The sequence below is a fragment of the Haloarcula vallismortis ATCC 29715 genome, assembly GCF_000337775.1.
In the GTDB taxonomy this organism is placed as follows: Archaea; Halobacteriota; Halobacteria; order Halobacteriales; family Haloarculaceae; genus Haloarcula; species Haloarcula vallismortis.
Genome location: NZ_AOLQ01000038.1, coordinates 204,863 through 224,390 on the forward strand (window position 1 = coordinate 204,863; position 19,528 = coordinate 224,390).

Genomic DNA, 19,528 nt, shown 5'->3' on the forward strand with positions numbered 1-19,528 from the left:
GGAGCTACTTAACTTTTCGACCTGGCCGTCAGAATCCGGGGCCGTCGCGGCGATCCGGACCACGAATCTCCCCCGAGCCGAGGTCGTCGATGCGGTCGGCTGGCCCCGGCACATCGCCGCCGGGTAAGCCGATGTCCTCGTCTGTGCCTGTCGCGCCGCCAGTGTCTGGACCGCCGGTTCCGACCCGCCGGATGAACTCGATGGTCCGCTCGTACACGTCGTCGTAGTGGGCTCCGTGGAACGGGAAGCCATGGTCCGACGGCACTGTTTCGTGGACCACATCAGTCATCGGGCCGAGCGCGTCGGCCAGCAGTTCGGACTGTGACGGCGGCACGACGTCGTCGTCGGTGCCATGGAGCAACAGCGTCGGCGGGGCGTCGGTATCCACCTGCCCGACCGGCGAGGCGAGGTCGTAGGCCGCGGGTGCGTCGTCGGGGCCGCCATCGAGGTACGCGCGGTGGCCCTCGCCTGCTGGGGCATCGGTTGCGGTGTCGAGCGCGTGGAAGTCATAGAGACCGGCGTAGCCGACAGCGGCCGACAGGGCCGAGGACGCGCCGGGGTACAGTTCGGGTTCGAACCCGGGCTCGTCCGCCGTCAGTGCGGCCAGGAGGACGAGGTTCGCGCCCGCTGAGTGGCCGATGCCGACGATTCGGTCCGAGTCCGCGCCGTAGCGCTCACCCTCCGCTCTAACCCACTCGACAGCGGCCTTCACGTCGACAAGCGCCGCCGGGAACGTCCATTCGGGTGCGAGACGGTACTGCGGTTCGATGACCAGAAAGCCGTCCGCGGCAAGGTCGAGCGCGTGCCGGGCGAACTCGCCCTTGTCGCCGACCGTGAATGCCCCACCCCGGACGAGCACAGCGAGCGGTTTCGGGCCGCTTTCCGCCGGCGAGTCGTACAGGTCGAGCGTCAGCGTCTCGCCGTCCACCTCGTGAAACGGGATATCGCGCTGGACGGTTACCGACTCGGGAGCGCGGTCTGTCACGGGCTACTGTCGGGCCGTCGCGGACATAAGCCCGACGCTATCAGCTCTCGACGCCGGAGTCAAAGATCGCGTCGACACCATCATTCCACTCGCGGTCTGTCGGGCACTGGCGTAAACGTCGGTTGTCTCGTTATGACCGAACCGAAAAAGGGCAGTTATCGGGCGATACGCCTGCGGCCCGACGGTCAGCCTTCGACCTTGATCTGCTTGCCGCGGGCCGTCGCGCCCGTCTCGACGGGCAGGTGCACTTCGAGGATGCCGTTCGTGTAGTTCGCGGCGATTCCCTCGTCGTCGACGCGCTTCGGGAATCGGAAGCGTCGGTGATACGTCCGGCGCTCGCCGCGTTGCTCGTCCTCGCGTTCGGCGGCGATGTTCAGCATGCTGTCGTCCCAGAAGACGTCGATGTCCGCGACGTCGAAGCCCGGGAGTTCGACGTTGAGGACGAACTCGTCGTCCTCTTCGTACAGTTCGTAGTCGTCGCTACCGGTTTCGAACAAGCGGGACGGAAGGTCGAGACCGCGCATCCAGGAACTTGGTGTGGTCGTTGGCAGTGCCATTGGCCATCACCTCGCATCCATTTGACAGTGGTGTTGCGATTCTATAAAAATCTTACTAACCACGCCAGTAGTTGTCATGGCCAGAAATAGCACACCATCGACCAGAGAAGTACCGCGACAGTCAGTCCCCAGTCGAGGGAACACACCAGATTCGAGGGGATAGGAGACCAAACGCGGCCAGACGATTTTTTACTGCCAGTATGCTACTGACCGATAAAATGAAGTAGTAACACGCCAATAAACGGTGAAACGATGTACGGCCGCTTTGTGACGGTTCTGTGGGTCTTGACGGCTCTTTCGACGGTTTTTCTGTTGCTTGCATGGCGCAAGCGCGAGGAGCCTGGCGGGACGCCGATGGTGGTGTTTCACCTCGCCTTGGCGGTCGGTGCGGCCAGTTACGCCGTCGACATCACCGCGACGACGCTGTCGACGCAACTGCTCGCCCGGCAGGTCGCGACCATCGCGCAGGGTGCGGTTGCCATCGCCTGGCTGTACGCCGCACTGCAGTACGCCGACTTCGACCGAACGGTGACGCGGCGGGCCGTCGGGCTCCTGTCGCTTGACCTGCTGGTGCTGATGGCCGTGTTCATCTTCCCGGGGGTATCGCTATTTGACCTCCCGCCCAGCGGCTCAGTGGGGTCACTGGTGGTTGCTCCGGGAGCCGGGCTCACGGCAGTGTTCATCTCTCACATGGCGACGATTCTAATCGCGGCGCTTGCCGGGACAATCGTTCTCATACAGTTGTTCGTCCGCTCGCGGCATCTGTACCGAACACAGGCCGCGGCCGTCCTCATCGCGGCGCTGGCCCCATGGACCATTGCACTGACCCAGCAGTACTTCCTGCAGATTCCCGAAGATGCCACGATTTTCGCCTGGGGAGTTTCCGGGCTAGCGATGACGGCTGGCCTCTACACGTTCAAGACGCTGGATCCGGTCCCAGCAGCGCAGGAGACTATCGTCGAGCAGATGGGAGACGGAACGCTCGTTGTGGATACTGACGGTCGTATCAACCATGCGAATCCAGCGGCCGAGGCGCTGCTCGCTGGAGCCGAAGAAACGCTTGTCGGCAAGCCAGTGGAGGCTGTCATTCCGACCTGGGACAGTCTCCCGAGTGAGAGCGACGGGCAGTCAGACTGGGCGGAACTCGCGCTCGCCATCGACGGCCAGCAGCGGTTCGTCGAACTCGAGGTGACACCGTTTACTGACCGGTTCGACGGCCTCGTTGGCCGGCTCGTCGTCCTTCGGGATGTCACGGAACGCAAACAACGCGAGCAGCGGCTGGCGCAGTACAAGACGATTTTCGAAGGCGTCAGTGAACCGGTCTACGTTCTCGACGAGCACGACCGGTTCGTCACGTACAACGACCCGTTTGCCGAACTGGTCGGTACCGTCGAGGACAGTCTCGTCGGTGAGCGCTTCGAGACGGTGTTGGGGCAGATTGAGACCGTGCCGATAGACGACGGCACCGGGGAGTTCCTGATCCGGACTGCGTCCGGCGAACAGGTCCCCTGTGAAGTCGACGCGGCGGGCATCGAACTGGCCGGCGGTGAGTCCGGCCGCGTCGGTATCGTCCGGGATATCTCACGGCGGAAGGAGATCGAGTCCGAACTCGCGGTGACGACTGACCGCCTCGAAACGCTCGTCGAAGCTGCCCCGGTCGCGATTGTTGCGCTTGACGCCGACGCGACTGTCGATGTCTGGAACCCCGCTGCGACAGAGCTGTTCGGCTGGCGTGCCGAGGAAGTGTTGGGAGACAGGGTTCCAGTTATTCCGGAGGAGAACCGACGGCGGACGGCCGAGCTTCACGCGCAGGTCCTCGAAGGCGAGCGCCTGTCGGGCCACGAGACAGAACTCGAACGAAAGGACGGAAGCCGTGTCGACGTGAGCCTTGCCGCCGCCCCGATTCGTGACCTCAGTGGCTCCGTGGTCGGCAGCGTCTCCGTCGTAACAGACATCACAGAGCGGAAGCGCCGGGAGCGACAGCTGCGACTTCAGAACGAGCGGCTCGACGAGTTCGCCAGCCTCATTTCTCACGACCTCCGGAACCCCCTGCAGGTCGCCAGCGGTCACCTAGAGCTGGCCTCACAGGACGCCGATTCGGAGGTGGACGCGTCGATAGCGGCCGCTTCAGATGCTCTCAACCGGATGGAGGGACTTATCGATCACACCCTGACGCTGGCCCGCGAGGGGCGTGACATCAGCGACCCCGAACCGGTGACGCTTCGTGAGACCTTCGTACAGGCGTGGAACGCTGCATCCACGAGCACCGCCAAGCGCCGGATTCGAGACCCGCCAGAGTGTGTACTGGCTGACCCCGACCGCCTCGCTGAACTGTTCCAGAACCTCGTGCAAAACGCCGTGGAACACGGCAGGGACGATCTTGCTTCCGACGCCGGCCCAGCGGCCGACGGTGGAGGGACGGTTACTATCACGCTCGGGGCCACGCCAGACGGGTTCTACGTCGCCGACGACGGCCCGGGGATTCCGCCGGAACAGCGCGATGACGTCCTCGACTCGGGCTACAGTACCGACGACGACGGCACCGGCTTCGGTCTGGCAATCGTTGAGACGATTGCCGAGGCCCACGGCTGGGAGCTCACGATCACCGACAGCGAAGACGGCGGTGCTCGGTTCGAGTTCAGCGGCGTCGAGACCGGGTGCCAGGGTGAAGAACCAACAGCTGGGTCGTCGTAGCGGCGCTTCAGGGATGTGTGAAGTACGCGACGGACTCCGCGTCCGGCTCGTCCGTAACCTCGTCGAGGCGGGCGAAGCCGATACGCTCGAACTGCACCACGTCGTCGGTGTCGTAGCCGAGCAGTCCGGGTTCGGCAACGCCTGACACGTCCCCGTCCATCGTCCGCAGGCGGAGCCGTGGCCCATCAGTCGGTGCCCAGTGAATTACGTCGACGCCCTCCTCACGGACAGCGTCGATATCGTCGCCGGCGTACTCGAAGGCGTCGCGCGTGTGGCGCACGCAGCCGTACCCCTTGAGCCAGACGCGCTCGCCGTGGGGCGGCAGGTCATCGCCCTCAACGGCAACACCGTTAGTCACTGGAATTTCGCGGCAGCCACGGTCTTCGAAGTCCGGATGGAGCGGCGGTTCTCCGGCATCGGGACCGCCGACGATCTGGCGCTCGACGAGGCCGCCGTGGTCGTCGCTGTCCCGGACAAAGAACGCCCGGTCCGACTGGTCGTCGATGCGGTCGCGGTTGTTCGAGTAGATCGACGACATCGCGAGATCGACGTTCGAGGTGGAGGTCCCCAGTTGAATCATCGCGTCGACGACGGCTTCGCCGCGGATGCCGCGGCGTTCGAGGCTGGCGACGGTCGGCGCTCGTGGGTCGTCCCAACCCGCGAGTTCGCCGTCCGCGATGAGTTCGGCGATGCTTGAGGTGGAGAGTGGGACATCATAGGCGTCGACCTGGACGTGGCCCCAGTGGATGACCTCGGGGTACTCCCAGTCGAAGTAGTCGTAGACGAACTGCTGGCGCTTCGCGGAGTCCTGCAGGTCGATGCCACGGATGATGTGCGTGACGCCCAGCAGGTGGTCGTCCAGCCCGCTCTGGAAGTCGAGCATCGGCCAGCAGCGGTACTCCGCCGCTTCCTCCCGGGGATGGGGCGTGTCGACCATCCGGAACGCGACGAAGTCCCGCAGGGCGGGGTTCTTGTGCGTGATGTCGGTCCGGACCCGCAGTACCATCTCGCCGCTGTCGTACTCGCCGTCGACCATCGACTCGAACTCCGAGCGCGTCGTTTCGGCGTCCTTCTCCCGGTGGGGGCAGGCCTCACCGTTGTTCTTCAGATCGGAGAACTCACCCTGCGGGCACGAGCAGGTGTAGGCCCCGCCTTTGTCGATGAGCTCGCGGGCGTACTCGTAGTACGTCTCCACCCGGTCGCTGGCGTTGACCACGTCGTCGGGCTCAAAGCCCAAGTAGTCGATGGCGTCCAGAATAGCGTCGTAGGCGTCGAGGTCGGGGCGCTTCGTCTCTGGGTCGGTGTCGTCGAAGCGGCAGATGAACTCCCCGTCGTAGCGTTCCTTGTACGTCCCGACGACGGCCGCCATCCGCGCGTGGCCGATGTGCCACGGGCCGTTGGGGTTTGGCGCGACCCGCATCCGAACGGTGTCGTACTCGTCGGCGCTGGGCAGGTCCGGCAGCGGGTGATCTTCGCCCTCGTCCTCACTCTCCAGTTCTTCGAGCTTCTCTGGCGCAAGCTCCGCCAGCCGCTCCCGGCGCTCCTCGGCGTCCATGCCGTTGACCCGCTCGACGACCGGTGCGATGACGCCGGGTATCTCGTCGCCGTACTCGCGGAACTCGGGGTTCTCGCCCATGAGCGGCCCCATTATTGCGCCGACCTGTGCCTCGCTGTCGTGTTTGACCGCGTTGAGGAGGGCGTTCGTCTCCGCCGCCTCCGTGATACGGTCTTGAAGCTCGTCGTCCATTACCGGGACCTGCGACTGGGAGGGTCAAAACGCCGTCGGACCACCTTTTTCAGCGTCGGGTTCGCGCTGACCGCGCGAACCACTCTCTGCTTACGGGCGCGATGCGCCCGTTCGCATGGTCAGCGGGACCTTCGGTCCCGCTCGACTCGAAAAACGTGGTCTTGCTGAGCGGAGTCGTTCGAGGGGCGCAGCCCCTCGTGATGACGAGAGAGCGAAGCTCTCTCGAACCACGAAGCAAGGCTCGAAAGACGAGCGAAGCGAGTCTTTCGGTGGCGAAAAAGGCTGGAAGCGCCGCAGCGGCGCTTCCGGAGAACCGGCGGCTTCGCCGCCGGATGCCCGTCTTTACACGTCACTCCATATCCCCAAGAGACGCCCCAACCTGGTCCAGCGCCTCGATTCCGGTCACCTCCCCGGATTCGTCGGGAATCGTCCACAGGTCCAGTTCAGGCAGCGACTCTCGGAGCTGTGCGATAGCTTCCTCTTGTACCGCCTGCTTCCCCTGACAACGCTTGCAGTCGCCGGCGTCCTCGATGACCTTGTTCACGACCAGCGTCGTCACCGGCACGTCGAACTCCCGGAGCTTTCCGACTAGCCGTTCCGTCTCGCGGACGGCCATCGTCTCCGGAATCGTCACGACCCGGAACGCCGTCTGTTCGGGGTCTCGAAGCACCGTTCCGACCCGCTCCATACGCTCGCGCATCGCCGTGAAATCGTCCGGGCCGTCGTCGCGCCGGCTCGCCATCGGGCCAAACATCATCGTCCGGGCGGTGTTGACCTTCCGGCGGACCTGGTCGCGGAGGTCCATCGCGGTCGCCACGCCGCGGTCCATCACCGACGGCAGGTCGAGCAGACGGAGCGTGTGGCCGGTCGGGGCGGTGTCGAACACCACGCGGTCCCAGCGCTCGCTTTCGATGTACGTCGCCATGCCCTCGATTGCCGCCAGCTCATCGCTGCCGGGCATCACGCCGGTCGTGAACAGGTCGGCGATTTCGTCCTCGTCCATCCGGATGCCGGCATCGTCGAACTCCGACGCCAGCGCTTCGAATAGCGACCGGTAGCGGTCGATGCCAGTCTGCGGGTCGACCTCGACGCCCCACAGCCCCGGCCGGATTTCTGTCGGGTCGCCGCCGACATCGGTCTCAACGGCGTCGGCCAGCGAGTGCGCGGGGTCAGTGGAGACGACCAGCGTTTCGTGGCCCGCCGTTGCGAGGCGGTGGCCGGTCGCCGCCGCAACAGTCGTCTTGCCGACGCCGCCCTTGCCGCCGTAGAGGAGGAACCGGGTCACGGGCATCTATAAGGACTCCCTCGTCTTAGTTGCTGACCAGCACCATTCAGGGCCGCTCGACAGCACTGGCCCGCCTTACTGCCAGACCCGGACGACACTATCACTGCGACCGACGGCAACACTCAGGCCGCCGTTGCCGGTCGGCGTCGCTGCGACGTTCGAGGTGAGCGACGCGCCGATATCGCGCCGGGCCGCTTGGCGAACGCCGTCCTCCCGCTGGAGTGCAACGAGTCGGCGACGCTCCTGAGTCGGAACGAGGAGTGTCTGTCGGCCGTCGCCGAGCAGGTCTCCTGCGAGCCCGCCATCGAGGATACGCGAGCCGAACGTGTGTGAGGAGACCCCGTCGTGGCGGGCCGCGATTGAGAGCCGGTCGCCGTCGACGCGGTAGAACTCCACGGTCCCGCCGATGTGCGGGGTGCGAACGACGGCGATTTCGGGCGGCCCGTCGGGGGTAAACGGCGCGACACAGAGCTGATGTCGCCAGCGAAACCCCGTCCCGATTGCCGGCCCAGTCGCGACACGCTCGCCGTCCAGTCCGTAGGCGGCCAGTCGAGCGCCCTCGTCGGGGCCGGTGACGGTGACGAGTACTTCCGAATCACCGTCATCGTCGACATCGGCGAGAATCGGTGCCGTCCCTTCGACGACGGCCGGTTCGAGGAGCGGCACCCGCTGGCGGACGGAGCCGCTTCCGTCAGCGGCGAACAGAACGATGGCGCTGGCCTCGACCCCGTCACCGAGCGCCCCATGGTCGTATCGCTGCGTCGCGCCGGCGAGAACGGCGGCTGTGCCGTCCTGCCAGACGATTCGGGCGTCGGGCAGGGCGTCCTCGATGAGCAGGTCGCCGTCCACGAGAACGGCCCCGGACTCCGTCACTGTCGCGACGGCACCATCAGGAAACTCCACGGCGTGAGTGTTAGGCCCTGTCTCGTCGGCGGTGAGCAGCTGTGGTCCGTCGTCCTGAAGAGCCACCGCTGGCGGCTGGCCCGCTGGCAGGTCCGCTTCGATGGCAACCGACGCAGTCCCGTCCTGACTCACCCGGACCGCCTCTGGAGCCCCTGTCTCCGGAACGGCGACCCAGAGACTCCCGCTCTCGACCGGCAGTCCGGCGAGCCACTGCGGCTGCCTCTCGATCGCGATGTCTATCGGGTCGACAGTATCGAACCGGCCCGCACCGTGGAGACGGCGGTTGCCGGACGGACGGAGATGGGTGTAGCGAACCGTCTCAGTGGTGCCGGTCACCGTCACTGTCGGATGTGGCGTCGCAGTCCGCCGGCTGGGGGTTCCACAGCCGGCGACAAGTCCGGTAACGCCGGCGAGGAAGGCTCGCCGGGTTCGGGGCATCCTCAGTAGTCTCGCTCGACGAGGTAGTTCGCGATACCCTCGAGCAGGTAGCGGGCCTCGTTGTCCGGCAGGACTTCGAGGTTCTGCTTGCCGCTCGCGATGAGGTCCTGTCCGGTCTGGCGGGCGTACTCGATGGAGCCCACCTCTCGCAGGCGCTCGACGGCGGCGTCGATTTCGGCCTCCGAGACGGCCTCGACGGAGTCCGTGTCGACCAGACCACCGACATCGACGCCCTGCTGGCGAGCGTGTAGCGTCACCAGCGTCTGTTTTTCCTCGACGAGGTCTGAGCCCCGTTGCTTGCCCAGTTTCTCCGAGGGAGTCGTCAGGTCCAGCAGGTCGTCCTGAATCTGGAACGCGCGACCCACGTCGAGCCCGTAGTTGTACAGGGCGTCGACGGTCTCCTCGTCGGCCCCGAGCAGCGTGGCCGGAATCGAGGCGGCCGCGCCGTACAGCACGGCCGTCTTGAGTTCGACCATCTCCAGATACTCCTCGGGCGTGACGACGTCGCGTTGCTCGAACTCGATGTCGAGGGACTGGCCCTCACAGATGCGGGTACACGTCGTCGCGAGTCGCTTGTTCGCGTCGACAGTCCGTTCGTGGGCCGCGCCCGTTCCGAGCAGGAACTCGAACGCTTTCGAGTACAGTGTGTCGCCGGCGAGAATCGCCGTCGAGAGGTCGTACTCCTTGTGGACGGCGGGCACCCCGCGCCGGAGCGCGTCGTCGTCCATGATATCGTCGTGGATGAGTGTGAACGTCTGGATGACCTCGATTGCGAGGGCGGCCGACATCATATCGGCTTGCCCGCCTTCGAGCGTCGGGAAGTCACGGTAGTCTGCCGTCAGCGGGTCGACATCGAGCAGCGACTCCGCGACCAGCAGCAGGACCGTCGGGCGGAGCCGTTTCCCGCCCGCGTCCAGCAGGTAGCGCGACGCCTCATAGAGGTGGTCCGGCTTCTGCACCGGAAGGTCCTCGGGGAGGGCGTCGTTGACCCGGTCTCGTCGGGCGACAATCGCGTCTTCGACCTGCTGATGGCGTTCGGACATCGATTTACTCGGTGAGCTTGATCATGTTGCCGTTGCGGGTGATGTGGAGATCCCGTCCGGCTTTGTAGCCCATGTCTTCCGCGAGGTCGACGTACGGTGCGAACCCTTCGAGGCTCTGGTGGGCCGGGATGACGTTTTTCGGCTGGAGCGCGTCGAGCATCTCGTAGTGGCCCTCCTGTCGGAGGTGGCCGGAAACGTGGATGTCGTCGTAGATGCGTGCGCCCTGCATGCCCAGGAGCTTCTCCGACTGGTAGCGCTGGCCCTCGTTGGTCGGCTCCGGGATGACCCGGGCCGAGAACAGCACCTTGTCGCCGTCGTCTAGCTCGTAGGGCGTCTCGCCGCGGCCCATGCGGGTGAGCATCGCGCGGGGCTCACCCTGGTGGCCCGTGACGATGGGGAAGAAGTTCTCCTTGCCCTCGTTCATGATCCGCTTGAACGTCCGGTCGACGGACTTCCGGTGGCCGTACATTCCCAGGTCTTCCGGGAAGTCGACGAAGTCGAGTCGTTCGGCGGTACCGGAGTACTTCTCCATCGAGCGGCCAAGCAGCACCGGCTGACGGCCGATGTCGTCGGCGAACTCGACGAGGCTCTTGACACGAGCGATGTGTGAGGAGAACGTCGTGGCGACGATGCCGCCGTCGTAGTCCTCAATGCTCGTCATCACGTCTTTGAGGTGGCGACGGGCGACGGATTCGGAGGGCGTGCGGCCCTTCCGGCCGGCGTTCGTACAGTCCTCGATGTAACAGAGGACGCCCTCGCGGCCGATCTCTCGGAACCGCTTCATGTCGATGGGGTCGCCGATGACCGGCGTGTGGTCCATCCGCTTGTCGAGCCCGTAGACGACTGCGCCTTCAGGCGTGTGGAGCACAGGGTTGATGGCGTCGATAATGGAGTGTGTGACGTTGACGAACTCCAGCTCGTTGCGCTCGCCGATGGACATCGTCTCGCCGGCGCTCATCTTGACGAGGTCGTTCTGGACGCCAAACTTCTCCTCGCTCTTGATCTGCTGTTTGACGAGCTCGATGGTAAAGGGCGACGCGACGATGGGGGCGTCGTAGCGGTGGGCGAGCTTGGATATCGCGCCGATGTGGTCGAGGTGACCGTGCGTCGGCACGATGGCCTTCACGTCGCCCTCCAGGTCAGACATGACCCGGTCGTCCGGGATGGCACCCATGTCGATGAGGTCCAGCGAGTGCATCCGTTCCGTTTCGACGTTGTCGTGAATCAGTACCTTCGAGAGGTTCAGGCCCATGTCGAAGATGACGACGTCGTCCCCTGCACGGACGGCCGTCATCTGTCGGCCTACAGCCTCGTAACCGCCAATTGTCGCAATTTCGACTTCCATGGTTGTAGCTCCGAGTGGAAAGCCGGCCGCGGGCATCCGGTGGGGCACGGCAACGACGGTATCTGCAATGTAGGCGACATTGTCCGCGTCGGCGCTCCAGGCCAGTCGGGTACGCCCGTAGCCTGTGCAACCGCAGTGGGAGGGACTTCCGTCCCGCAACTTACATCCGCCGTCTGCCGGCCGCCGAACCGCAGTCCACGGGCGGCCGTGCGCTCGGTTACTTCGGACTACAACGGCGGTTCTTAAAACGGTGTGGGTTCGTCGCTACTCGTCGTCTAAGGGGTCCGAAAGTGGGTCGTCATCACTGGAGACATCGAAGCCAGCGACACCGTCGTCCGCGAGCGTCGAGTCCTCGTCAGCAGTCGTCTCCGTGTCCTGTGACTCCGGCTCGCCCGGCACGCTCTCGTCAGCGTCGGTTCCGGACTGGTCGGTATCAGCGCCGCCAAACAGGTCGTCTGTCGTCCGCGGGCCGCTGGACGTGTCTGTCTCGTCGGTGTCGTCGAGTAGTCGGGTATCCTGAGTCACGGCGTCGTGCTGGTCGGCCTTATCAGCATCTAAACTGCCGACGCCTGCGGGGTCGGTCTCGGCTTCAGATTCGAGTTCCCCATCGTCGGCTGGAGCCGGCTCACCGGCTCCCCAGTCGTCGGCCGCCGTGGGTTCCTCGCTCTGTGTGTCGAACTCCGCAGGGTCCGGCGGCGTCCATTCCTGTGGTTCCGTGCTCCGCTCCGGGTCTTCGGAAGCGCCCTCCGTGAGCAGGTCGCGGTCCGACGGCTCGCCAGAGTCGGACTGGGGATCCACTGGTTCAGAGTCGTCGGCGCGATCAGTTGGGGATGGCTCCGCAGTGATGTCGTCTGCCGTCTCAGGTTCCGGCCCGGATACGTCTTCTGCCGGCTGTTGGTTCGGTATCTGTTCGTCCTGAGCCGCCGCGGCCGTCTCCACTGCGTCTGCATCTGCCGCCGGGGCCACCGTCTCGTCAGCTACCGGTTGTTCCGGTGTGTCGCTGGCTGTCAGAGGGTCCTCATCTGTCGCTGGGTCAACCTCTGCCATTGGGCCATCGGCTGTCATCGAGTCGCCATCTGCTGGCGCATCGTCGTCGGCTGCCGCCACCGGACCGTCGCCGGCCTCGGCCGCCGCAGTGTCGGACCCACCAGACGGTGCTGCTGCATCTGATGGGTCAGGGTCTTGCTGTGTGGATGCCCGAACCCCCGATTCGCCGGAGGAGTCGGCATCCGGTTCGGAGTCAGCGACTGGTTCCGACACCTCGGATTCACCTACCGCCGGCTCGGCAGACGCGGAGTCGTCGGCCGGCTCGGTATCCCGGGAAACTGCTGGCTCAGGCTCGGCCGGTTCTGGCGTCGGTTCATCGGAGTCCGAAGACGGTTCAACAGCGGGCGCAGTGTCACTATCGGCAGTTTCAGCTGCTATCTGGTCGCTTGCCGGAGGACTGCCGGCTGCCGTATCGCTCGCTGCCCGGGCCGCGAGCGTCCCTGCCATCGTCGCATCGGCGATGAGCTTGTGGGTCAGACCGAGCAGACCGGAGAGCAACAGGAGCCCACCGAGGGCACCGACGACGATACCGAGTACCGCACGATAGCCCGCGTTCCCCGAGAGCGAGCCAAACGAGCCGTTCTGTATCAACACGTACCCTGCAGCGATGAGGCCGCCACCGACGCCGGCGACGACAAGCAATGTCCCGAGAAACCTCGTTCCGTATCGATAGACGTCGGTCAGACCTACTGCAGACATAGTCGCATAATTGATAACAGAGGACAAATATGTTACGACAGTTGTTGAAGTGATATTTAACCTACCTGTCAGCCAAACCCGATAGGGATACCGCTGTATCAGCCGGGTCGCGCACACTGTTGGCCACGTCGTATGCCGGGGTAGACCCGCTGGCGACAGAGACGGCCGTCCGCTCAGCCGGCGTCATCACCAGCGATAGTCGTCCCCGGGCTTTCGCCGCCGAGAAACGCGGAGAGCGCGTCAGGGCCGAACACGAGGGCAGGGGCCGAGAGCGCAAGCAGCGCACGGACCTTGCCGGCCATCCCGCCCGACACGTCCGTCGCGTCGCTGCCACCCAGCGCCGGTGCGACGGCCTCGAACGTCTCGATCCGGTCGATGATAGCTCCGTCTTCATCGAGAACACCGGGAACAGTCGAGCAAACGCCGACCCGCTCGGCGTCGACAGCCGGCGCGAGTTCGACAACCAGTTCGTCGCCGCTGAGGACCGTCGCGCCGGCGCCGGCGTGTGCGACGAGGTCGCCGTGGAGCACCGGGACGAACCCTTCGTCGAGCAGCGTCGTGACCTGCGCCGTCGGCAACGAGAGGTCGCCGTCGGCGTCGCGGACGGCCACCGAGAACGGATGGACCGGGACAGCCGGGACCCCGTGCTCTGTAAGCGCATCCACGACAGCGGCGTTGAGCCGACACATCGCGCCGTGGATGGCCTGTACGCCGTCCACGTCGTGGGTCCCCGCAGTCGTACTGACGCCGTAGTCGGCGGCGTGGTGGTGGCCGAAGCTCCCGCCGCCGTGGACGATGACGATGTCGTCACCGACGGCCGATTCAGCGATGGCCGACACCGCGGCTGACAGGGCAGCCCGGTCAACCGTCTCCGGTTCGTCTTTCTCGGTGATGACGCTCCCACCGAGTTTGAGGACGACCGTCATTCCTGCCGGACTCCGTCGGTGTCGAGTCCGGCCCGGAAGACATCCTCACACCCCGGCGTGTACTTCAGCGCCGTGAGCGCATCGTCCGTCTCGTCCAGCGCGACGATACAGCCGCCGCCACCGGCCCCGGTGAGTTTCGCGCCGTGTGCGTCGGCGTCGCGGGCTGCCCACACCATCGAGTCCAGCGACCGCGAGGAGACGCCAAGCGCCGAGAGCAGTCCGTGGTTGAAATCCATCAGTTCCCCGAGCCGTTCGTAGTCTCCCGTTACAAGCACTGACTCGCCCTCACGGACAATATCACCGATTGCCGTGACGGTGTCCGCGGCGAAATCGTACCTCCCACGGAGGTCCCGGACGCCGGCGACCAGTTCCCCGGTATCGCCGGCCCCACCGTCGTAACCGATGACGAAGGGGAGAGTGTCGATGCCGTCCAGCCGCCGGCAGTCGTCCCCCTCAACACGAACTGCCCCGCCCATCGCCGAGCAGAACGTGTCTGCACGCGAGGCCTGCCCATCCTGTACTGCGTGTTCGACCTGATAGGCGCGGTCGGCGATCTCGCTTGCCGATAGTCCGACGCCGAGTTCTCTCGTCGCTGCGTCTATCGCCGCAACGACAAGCGCGGCCGACGAGCCGAGTCCCGCCCCGAGCGGGATGTCGCCCTCGACAGATATCTCGAAGCCGGCTCCCGGCGCATCGGCCGCGTCACGAGCCTGTGCGACCGCTTCGTTGACGTACCCCATCCCAGCCTCGACGAGCGACTCGGCGACATCCACGTCCGGATGGCTCTCGCCGTCGCCGGAGTACTCGACGGTAAAGCCATCGAGCTGTAAGTCGTTCGCGTGGATGCGCAGTCCCTCGTCGATCTCGGTTGCCGTCACGTGCACCCGCCGCTCGATGGCGCACGGCACTGCCGGCTCCCCGTAGACGACTGCGTGCTCCCCGAACAGGTACACTTTCCCGGGAGCGCTCGACGTGACCATACCCGCCCGTGTGCGCCCAGGGCGTTAGGCGTTTTCGGAGTCGGTAGCTACTCGGAGACGGTATCGACGCCGGTGAACTCGAACCGCGCGCCGCCGTCGGCCCCGCTGACGACCTGTACCGTCCAGCCATGGGCGTCGGTGACCTGTTTCACGATGCTCAGGCCGAATCCGGTCCCTTCGACCGCCGTCGAATAGCCGGCGTCAAACACGTCTCCACGGTCGGCCTCGGGGATGCCGGGACCGTCGTCCTCAACGTAGAAGCCGTCGGCCAGTTCGCCGACAGTCACGGTCACGTCCTCACCGCCGTGTTCGACCGCGTTGCGGACGAGATTCTCGAACAGTTGGCGGAGGCGGCTCTCGTCGGCACGGATGGAGCGGTCTATATCAGTGCGGAGCGTCGCGGCTTTCGTATCGACGTTTTGCCAGCACGTCTGGACAAACGGCTCAAGGTCGACCACGACTGGTGACGCAGGTGACGCGCCGTCGCGTGCGAGCGTGAGCAGGTCGTCAATGAGCGTATCCATGCGTCGGTGTGCGCTGCCGATAGCGTCGATATGCTCGCTGTCGGACTCCTCACGCAGGAGTTCGAGGCGTCCGCGGGCGACGGTCAGCGGGTTCCGCAGGTCGTGGCTGACGACGCTGGCGAACTGTTCGAGCTGTTCGTTCTGCCGTTGGAGTTCCTGCTCTCGTTCCTTGCGCTCTGTGATATCGCGACTGATCGCCAGGAATCGGTCCTCGCCGTCGAGGTTGAGCCGGAGCAGATGTACTTCGACCGGCATCGTCGACCCGTCGCGGCGCTCGTACAGGCCTTCGAACTTCCGGCGCTCGTCGACGCTGAATCCGGAAAGCTGTGTCCGGACATCCTCGGCGTCGAACGTCAGGTCGAACTCCCAGATCGACCGCCCGAGTACCTCGCTTTCGTCGTACCCCAGTTCCGCACAGAACCGCTGGTTCACGTCGCAAATCGTTCCGTCGGCGTCAAGCACGTCGATCATGTCCGGTGAGTTCTCGAAGAGGGCTTCCAGCCGCGACGAGGTTTCCTCTAACCGTTGCTCGCGTTGTTTCCGCGCCGTGATGTCCTGCTGGAACCCGACGTAGTTGACGACTGTCCCGTCGTCGTCTCGAACCGGCGCGATTCGAACCCTGTTCCAGAACTCGGTCCCGTCCTTCCGGTAGTTCCGGAGTTCGACCGTCACGTGCTCCTCTGTGTCGATAGCGTCCCGCATCGCGGCGACGGGCTCTGGCTCAGTGTTCTCGCCCTGTAGCATCCGGCAGTTCTTCCCGAGCAACTCCGGAAGCGAATAGCCAGTCAAGTCGCGGTAGTGGTCGTTGGCGTAGATCAGCGGATTGTCCGTCTGGTCGGGGTCGGTAATAACGACACCGACCGGGGCCTCGTCTATCGCGCGTTTGTTCCGGAGTAGCTCCTGTTCGCGCTCTTTCCGGTCGGTGACATCGCGTGCCACGCCGACGATGCCGTCAATAGTGCCGTCGACAAGTAGCGGCGTTAATTGATACGCGACCACTGCGTGTCCATGGCCGGGGAACTCAGCTTCGATTTCGCCACTGAGCTGTTCCCGCGTTCCGTCGAGCAGTTCCTGGTAACAGTCTGTCTCACCTTCGGCTCGAATACGCGGAACGAGTCTACTGTTCTGTCCTTCGAGCGCAGCACGCGTCGTGTCGTACCACTCTGCTACGGTCTCGTTGACGGTTTCGAACCGGCCCTCGGCATCATAAATACAGGCTGCCTCCTGCATGGAGTTGACCATCCGCTCGTAGCTCTGTAGCGCTCGGTTCCGCTCGCTGACCGCCCGCTGTGAGCAAGAATGGTCGACGGCATCCATGATTCGGTTCGCCAGCTCGGCATACTGTTCGTTGCCTGGCTCTTTCCTGAGGTAGTCCGTAACACCGGCTGAAATTGCCTCGCTGGCGACTGCCTCGCTTCCTTTCGCGGTGTAGATAATAAACGGGAGAGTCGAGTACTCGTCACGGACCGTTTCCAGCAGCTCGATACCGTTGCTACCTGATAGGTCGTAGTCGGAGACGAGACAGTCGACGGCATCGGCAGCCAGCATTGCCACAGTCTCGTCGATAGTACGAGCTGTCTCGACGATGAAACGGTCGTTTTCGCGTTCGAGCGCCGCCGACAGCGCCTCGATGTCGTCTGCATCGGTGCCAACGTAGAGGACCCGGACCCTATCGTCCCTGTTGACAGTGGTTTCAGACGTCATCCGGTATCCTGTTCGGATTCGGTCGTTGCGTCAGGATTAATGCCATCTAAATTACTAATCATACCCGGAGCAGTGTAGCTCTGTGCACGGTCCCGGGGCAGCGCCGGGTGCAGGACAACTATAAACAGCGCGAGACGATTACTGCTAGTACTTGTCCGCAGTAGTGTCATCATGAGTGGGTTATCAGTTGCGGCTGTGGTCCTCTAGCAGTGACCGTAACCGAAATCGGTCACTGGAGCGACGTATAAATCTGCTTTTCTTGCACGTTTACACGGGGCTCTGCAGTAAATAGCTGGTGACCAAGTCAGCTGTCACGCCGGCCCTGCTCGGCGGCAACCGACGACGACGGAGTAGTTATCTCGGGGACCGTGTTACCGCTCCTGCACGCGCATCGACATCTGCTGTCGTGGGTGAGCAGTCAGCGACGGCAGCAGTTCCAGCGGTGTTTCCCCCTGAAATTCCAGTCGATACTGACTGGCCGTTGTTGCGGTGATGAGTTGCGCTTCCAGCATTGCAAGGTGCTTCCCGATACAGTGGCGCGGGCCACCACCGAACGGGAAGTAGGCGAACCGCGGGCGTTCGCTGGCTCGCTCGGGCTTCCAGCGCTCCGGGTCGAACGTCTCCGGGTCGTCGTAGAACCGCTCGGACCGGTGGACGCCCCACTGTGGGACCATCAGCGTCGTCCCCGCCTCGACATCATAGCCCGACAGCGTCACGTCCTCGGTCGGCTCCCGGAAGATGGTGTACACTGGCGGGTAGAGACGCATCGCCTCCTGAATCACCCATTCGAGGTAGTCCAGTTCGCGGACGTGTTCCATCCCCGGTCGGTCGTCGCCAATAACGTCGTCCAGTTCCTCGTGGACTCGCTGTTCGACCTCCGGGTGTTCCGACAGCAGGAACCACGTGTAGGTCAGCGTCAGCGCCGTCGTGTCGTGGCCCGCAAGCAGCATCGTCATCATCTCGTCGCGGAGTTGCTCGGGCGACTGGTTCCCCTCGTCGCGAGCGCGCAGGAGCACCGACAGGAAGTCCATCGGGCCGTCCTCATCCGTCCCAAGCGAATCCTCGCGGACCGCGATGATGTCGTCCAGCACCTCATCCAGCGTCCGTACGGCACGGTCGAACTCGCCGTCGTCGGGCATCGGCATCCACTCCGGCATGGCAAAGCGGATCGGGTCCGGCTCGAACCGCTGGCCTAGCGGCAACAACTGCTCTTCAATGGTCTGGACTCGCTGTTCGGAGAGTTCGACGCCCATCATCAGGTCCAGAATCACGTCCAGCGTGACCCGCGTCATCGACTGCTCGGCGTCAATGATGTCCCCGTGGGACCAGTCGGCGATGCGGTCCTCTGCGTGACCGGTAATGCGCTCGGCCATCCCCGACAGCCGAGCCATCGAGAACGCGGGGTTCGCGAGCTTTCGCTGCTGCTCCCACGTCTCGCCCTCGCTCAGCAACAGCCCGTCACCCAGTAAATCCCCCAGCGCGTCGCCCTGGAAGTCTGGCTTTCGGAACCGGTCGGCCTCCGAGACCAGCACGCGCTCGATTGCCGTCGGGTCACACAGCATGACCGTGTCCATCGGCCCCATGTCGAAACGGGCGACGTCGCCGTAAGCCCGCTCCAGCGCTGAGATGAATCGGAACGGGTCCCGAGCGTACGTACGACTACTGCCGAACAGCGGTTCGCCCTTCGGTCCGGGCGGCGTCTTTGACATCAGCCGCTATTAGTGCCGAACACGCTTGAATGGTATGCCAAATATCGGACAGCGGGCGGCTCTGGCGCGTTTAGAGCCAGCGGTCGGCATCTAGATTCCAGTCGGTGTGTGCCGATACCCAGACCCCGCCGAGGCCGCCAAGCGCGCTGAGACCGACAGTGTACAGCAGAAAGAACGCAAAGACGAGTGCCAGAAACAGGTCGTACCCGGGCGTCCCGGGCGGGATTCCGAACCCGAGGAACCCGACGATGTACAGCGCCGGGATGAAGAGTGCGAGCAAGGGGACCATCGCACAGACGCCGGCCAGCGACCCCAGCCAGAGTCCGGTCCGGTAGCCGCCACCGTGGTTCGCCGCGGCGATGGCACCGCCGGCCACCGACGAGAAGGGAATGAAAGACAGCGCAATCGTCACGAATGCACCGAGACCCGCGTTTCTCACCGACTCGCGCATATGCGTTGCTGGTAGTAGCGTCCCGAGTGATGTAGTTACCGACACTGTGTGAGCTGTCAGTCGCCGATAGTCGTATCGTACCTGACGTAGTTGCCCAGCCACCCGCCGAGCGCGCTCAGTCCGAGAAAGTACGCGACTGTCGTGAGCGTTCCCAGAACGAGCACGACCAGCCCCAGTGCGCCGAACACGCCAAGCGCCTCGGGAACGAACGCCAGAAACGCGGCCAGGAAAACGAACACGACCACGAAGAAGACCAGCGAAATTGCCAGCCCGACGACGCCGGACAGCAGGCCGACGCGGACGCCGTCGGCTCGCTCGCCACCTTCGAGGTAGCCCGCGATGCCGCCGCCGAGCAGCGGTGCGAGTGGGACGAACCCACTCAGCAGTGCGGTCGCGACGGCACCGATAACGGCGTTGACGAACGTGTCTCCCTCTCCCATTTGCCAGCCCTACTCCGGGTCTCGTGGTAGGTCTTGTGTTGGAGCGACCGG

15 protein-coding genes are annotated in these 19,528 nt (G+C 64.6%); 1 reads left to right on the top strand and 14 read right to left on the bottom strand.

Going from position 1 to position 19,528, the window contains the following annotated elements:
- Positions 1–28 precede the first annotated feature (28 nt).
- Both C437_RS09750 and C437_RS09755 read right to left on the bottom strand, forming a co-directional pair.
- Positions 29–985 (bottom strand): alpha/beta hydrolase, encoded by a 957-nt coding sequence (locus tag C437_RS09750; RefSeq protein ID WP_004516779.1) that lies wholly within the window; start codon positions 983–985, stop codon positions 29–31.
- 185 nt (positions 986–1,170) lie between these two features.
- Positions 1,171–1,542 carry an Hsp20/alpha crystallin family protein gene (locus C437_RS09755; protein ID WP_049919718.1) on the bottom strand — a complete coding sequence of 124 codons (372 nt, stop codon included), beginning with the start codon at positions 1,540–1,542 and terminating at the stop codon, positions 1,171–1,173.
- 252 nt (positions 1,543–1,794) lie between these two features.
- On the opposite strand from C437_RS09755, the gene C437_RS09760 reads away from it, so the two are divergent.
- Positions 1,795–4,236, top strand: a complete 2,442-nt coding sequence (locus tag C437_RS09760) for a PAS domain S-box protein (RefSeq protein WP_004516781.1) — start codon at positions 1,795–1,797, stop codon at positions 4,234–4,236.
- Between the two features lie 7 nt (positions 4,237–4,243).
- On the opposite strand, the gene C437_RS09765 is transcribed toward C437_RS09760, so the two are convergent.
- From C437_RS09765 to C437_RS09820, 12 genes are all read right to left on the bottom strand, one after another.
- Positions 4,244–5,983, bottom strand: coding sequence for a glutamate--tRNA ligase (locus C437_RS09765; protein ID WP_004516782.1), 1,740 nt, complete (start codon positions 5,981–5,983; stop codon positions 4,244–4,246).
- A gap of 349 nt (positions 5,984–6,332) precedes the next feature.
- A complete protein-coding gene (locus C437_RS09770; protein WP_049919722.1) occupies positions 6,333–7,268 on the bottom strand; it encodes an ArsA family ATPase in 936 nt (311 codons plus the stop codon).
- A 75-nt stretch (positions 7,269–7,343) separates the two neighbouring features.
- The gene (locus C437_RS09775) at positions 7,344–8,609 is read right to left on the bottom strand and encodes a hypothetical protein (protein ID WP_004516784.1); all 1,266 of its coding nucleotides are present in this window, start codon (positions 8,607–8,609) and stop codon (positions 7,344–7,346) included.
- 2 nt (positions 8,610–8,611) lie between these two features.
- The gene (gene idsA3 / locus C437_RS09780) at positions 8,612–9,652 is read right to left on the bottom strand and encodes a geranylfarnesyl diphosphate synthase (RefSeq protein WP_004516785.1); all 1,041 of its coding nucleotides are present in this window, start codon (positions 9,650–9,652) and stop codon (positions 8,612–8,614) included.
- A gap of 4 nt (positions 9,653–9,656) precedes the next feature.
- On the bottom strand, positions 9,657–10,997 hold the full coding sequence (locus C437_RS09785; RefSeq protein WP_004516786.1) for a ribonuclease J: 1,341 nt from the start codon (positions 10,995–10,997) through the stop codon (positions 9,657–9,659).
- 264 nt (positions 10,998–11,261) lie between these two features.
- Positions 11,262–12,743: a hypothetical protein gene (locus C437_RS09790; protein ID WP_004516787.1), complete on the bottom strand. Its 1,482-nt coding sequence runs from the start codon at positions 12,741–12,743 to the stop codon at positions 11,262–11,264.
- A 173-nt stretch (positions 12,744–12,916) separates the two neighbouring features.
- Complete coding sequence (locus tag C437_RS09795; protein WP_004516788.1) at positions 12,917–13,669, bottom strand: isopentenyl phosphate kinase; 753 nt, start codon at positions 13,667–13,669, stop codon at positions 12,917–12,919.
- Positions 13,666–14,649, bottom strand: a complete 984-nt coding sequence (gene mvk, locus C437_RS09800) for a mevalonate kinase (protein WP_004516789.1) — start codon at positions 14,647–14,649, stop codon at positions 13,666–13,668. The genes C437_RS09795 and mvk overlap by 4 nt, the downstream gene beginning before the upstream one ends.
- 47 nt (positions 14,650–14,696) lie before the next feature.
- Positions 14,697–16,877 carry a PAS domain S-box protein gene (locus C437_RS09805; RefSeq protein WP_004516790.1) on the bottom strand — a complete coding sequence of 727 codons (2,181 nt, stop codon included), beginning with the start codon at positions 16,875–16,877 and terminating at the stop codon, positions 14,697–14,699.
- 371 nt (positions 16,878–17,248) lie between these two features.
- A complete protein-coding gene (locus C437_RS09810; RefSeq protein WP_004516791.1) occupies positions 17,249–18,586 on the bottom strand; it encodes a cytochrome P450 in 1,338 nt (445 codons plus the stop codon).
- Between the two features lie 70 nt (positions 18,587–18,656).
- Positions 18,657–19,037 carry a DUF5518 domain-containing protein gene (locus C437_RS09815; RefSeq protein ID WP_004516792.1) on the bottom strand — a complete coding sequence of 127 codons (381 nt, stop codon included), beginning with the start codon at positions 19,035–19,037 and terminating at the stop codon, positions 18,657–18,659.
- Between the two features lie 56 nt (positions 19,038–19,093).
- Complete coding sequence (locus tag C437_RS09820) at positions 19,094–19,477, bottom strand: DUF5518 domain-containing protein (protein ID WP_004516793.1); 384 nt, start codon at positions 19,475–19,477, stop codon at positions 19,094–19,096.
- Positions 19,478–19,528 lie beyond the last annotated feature (51 nt).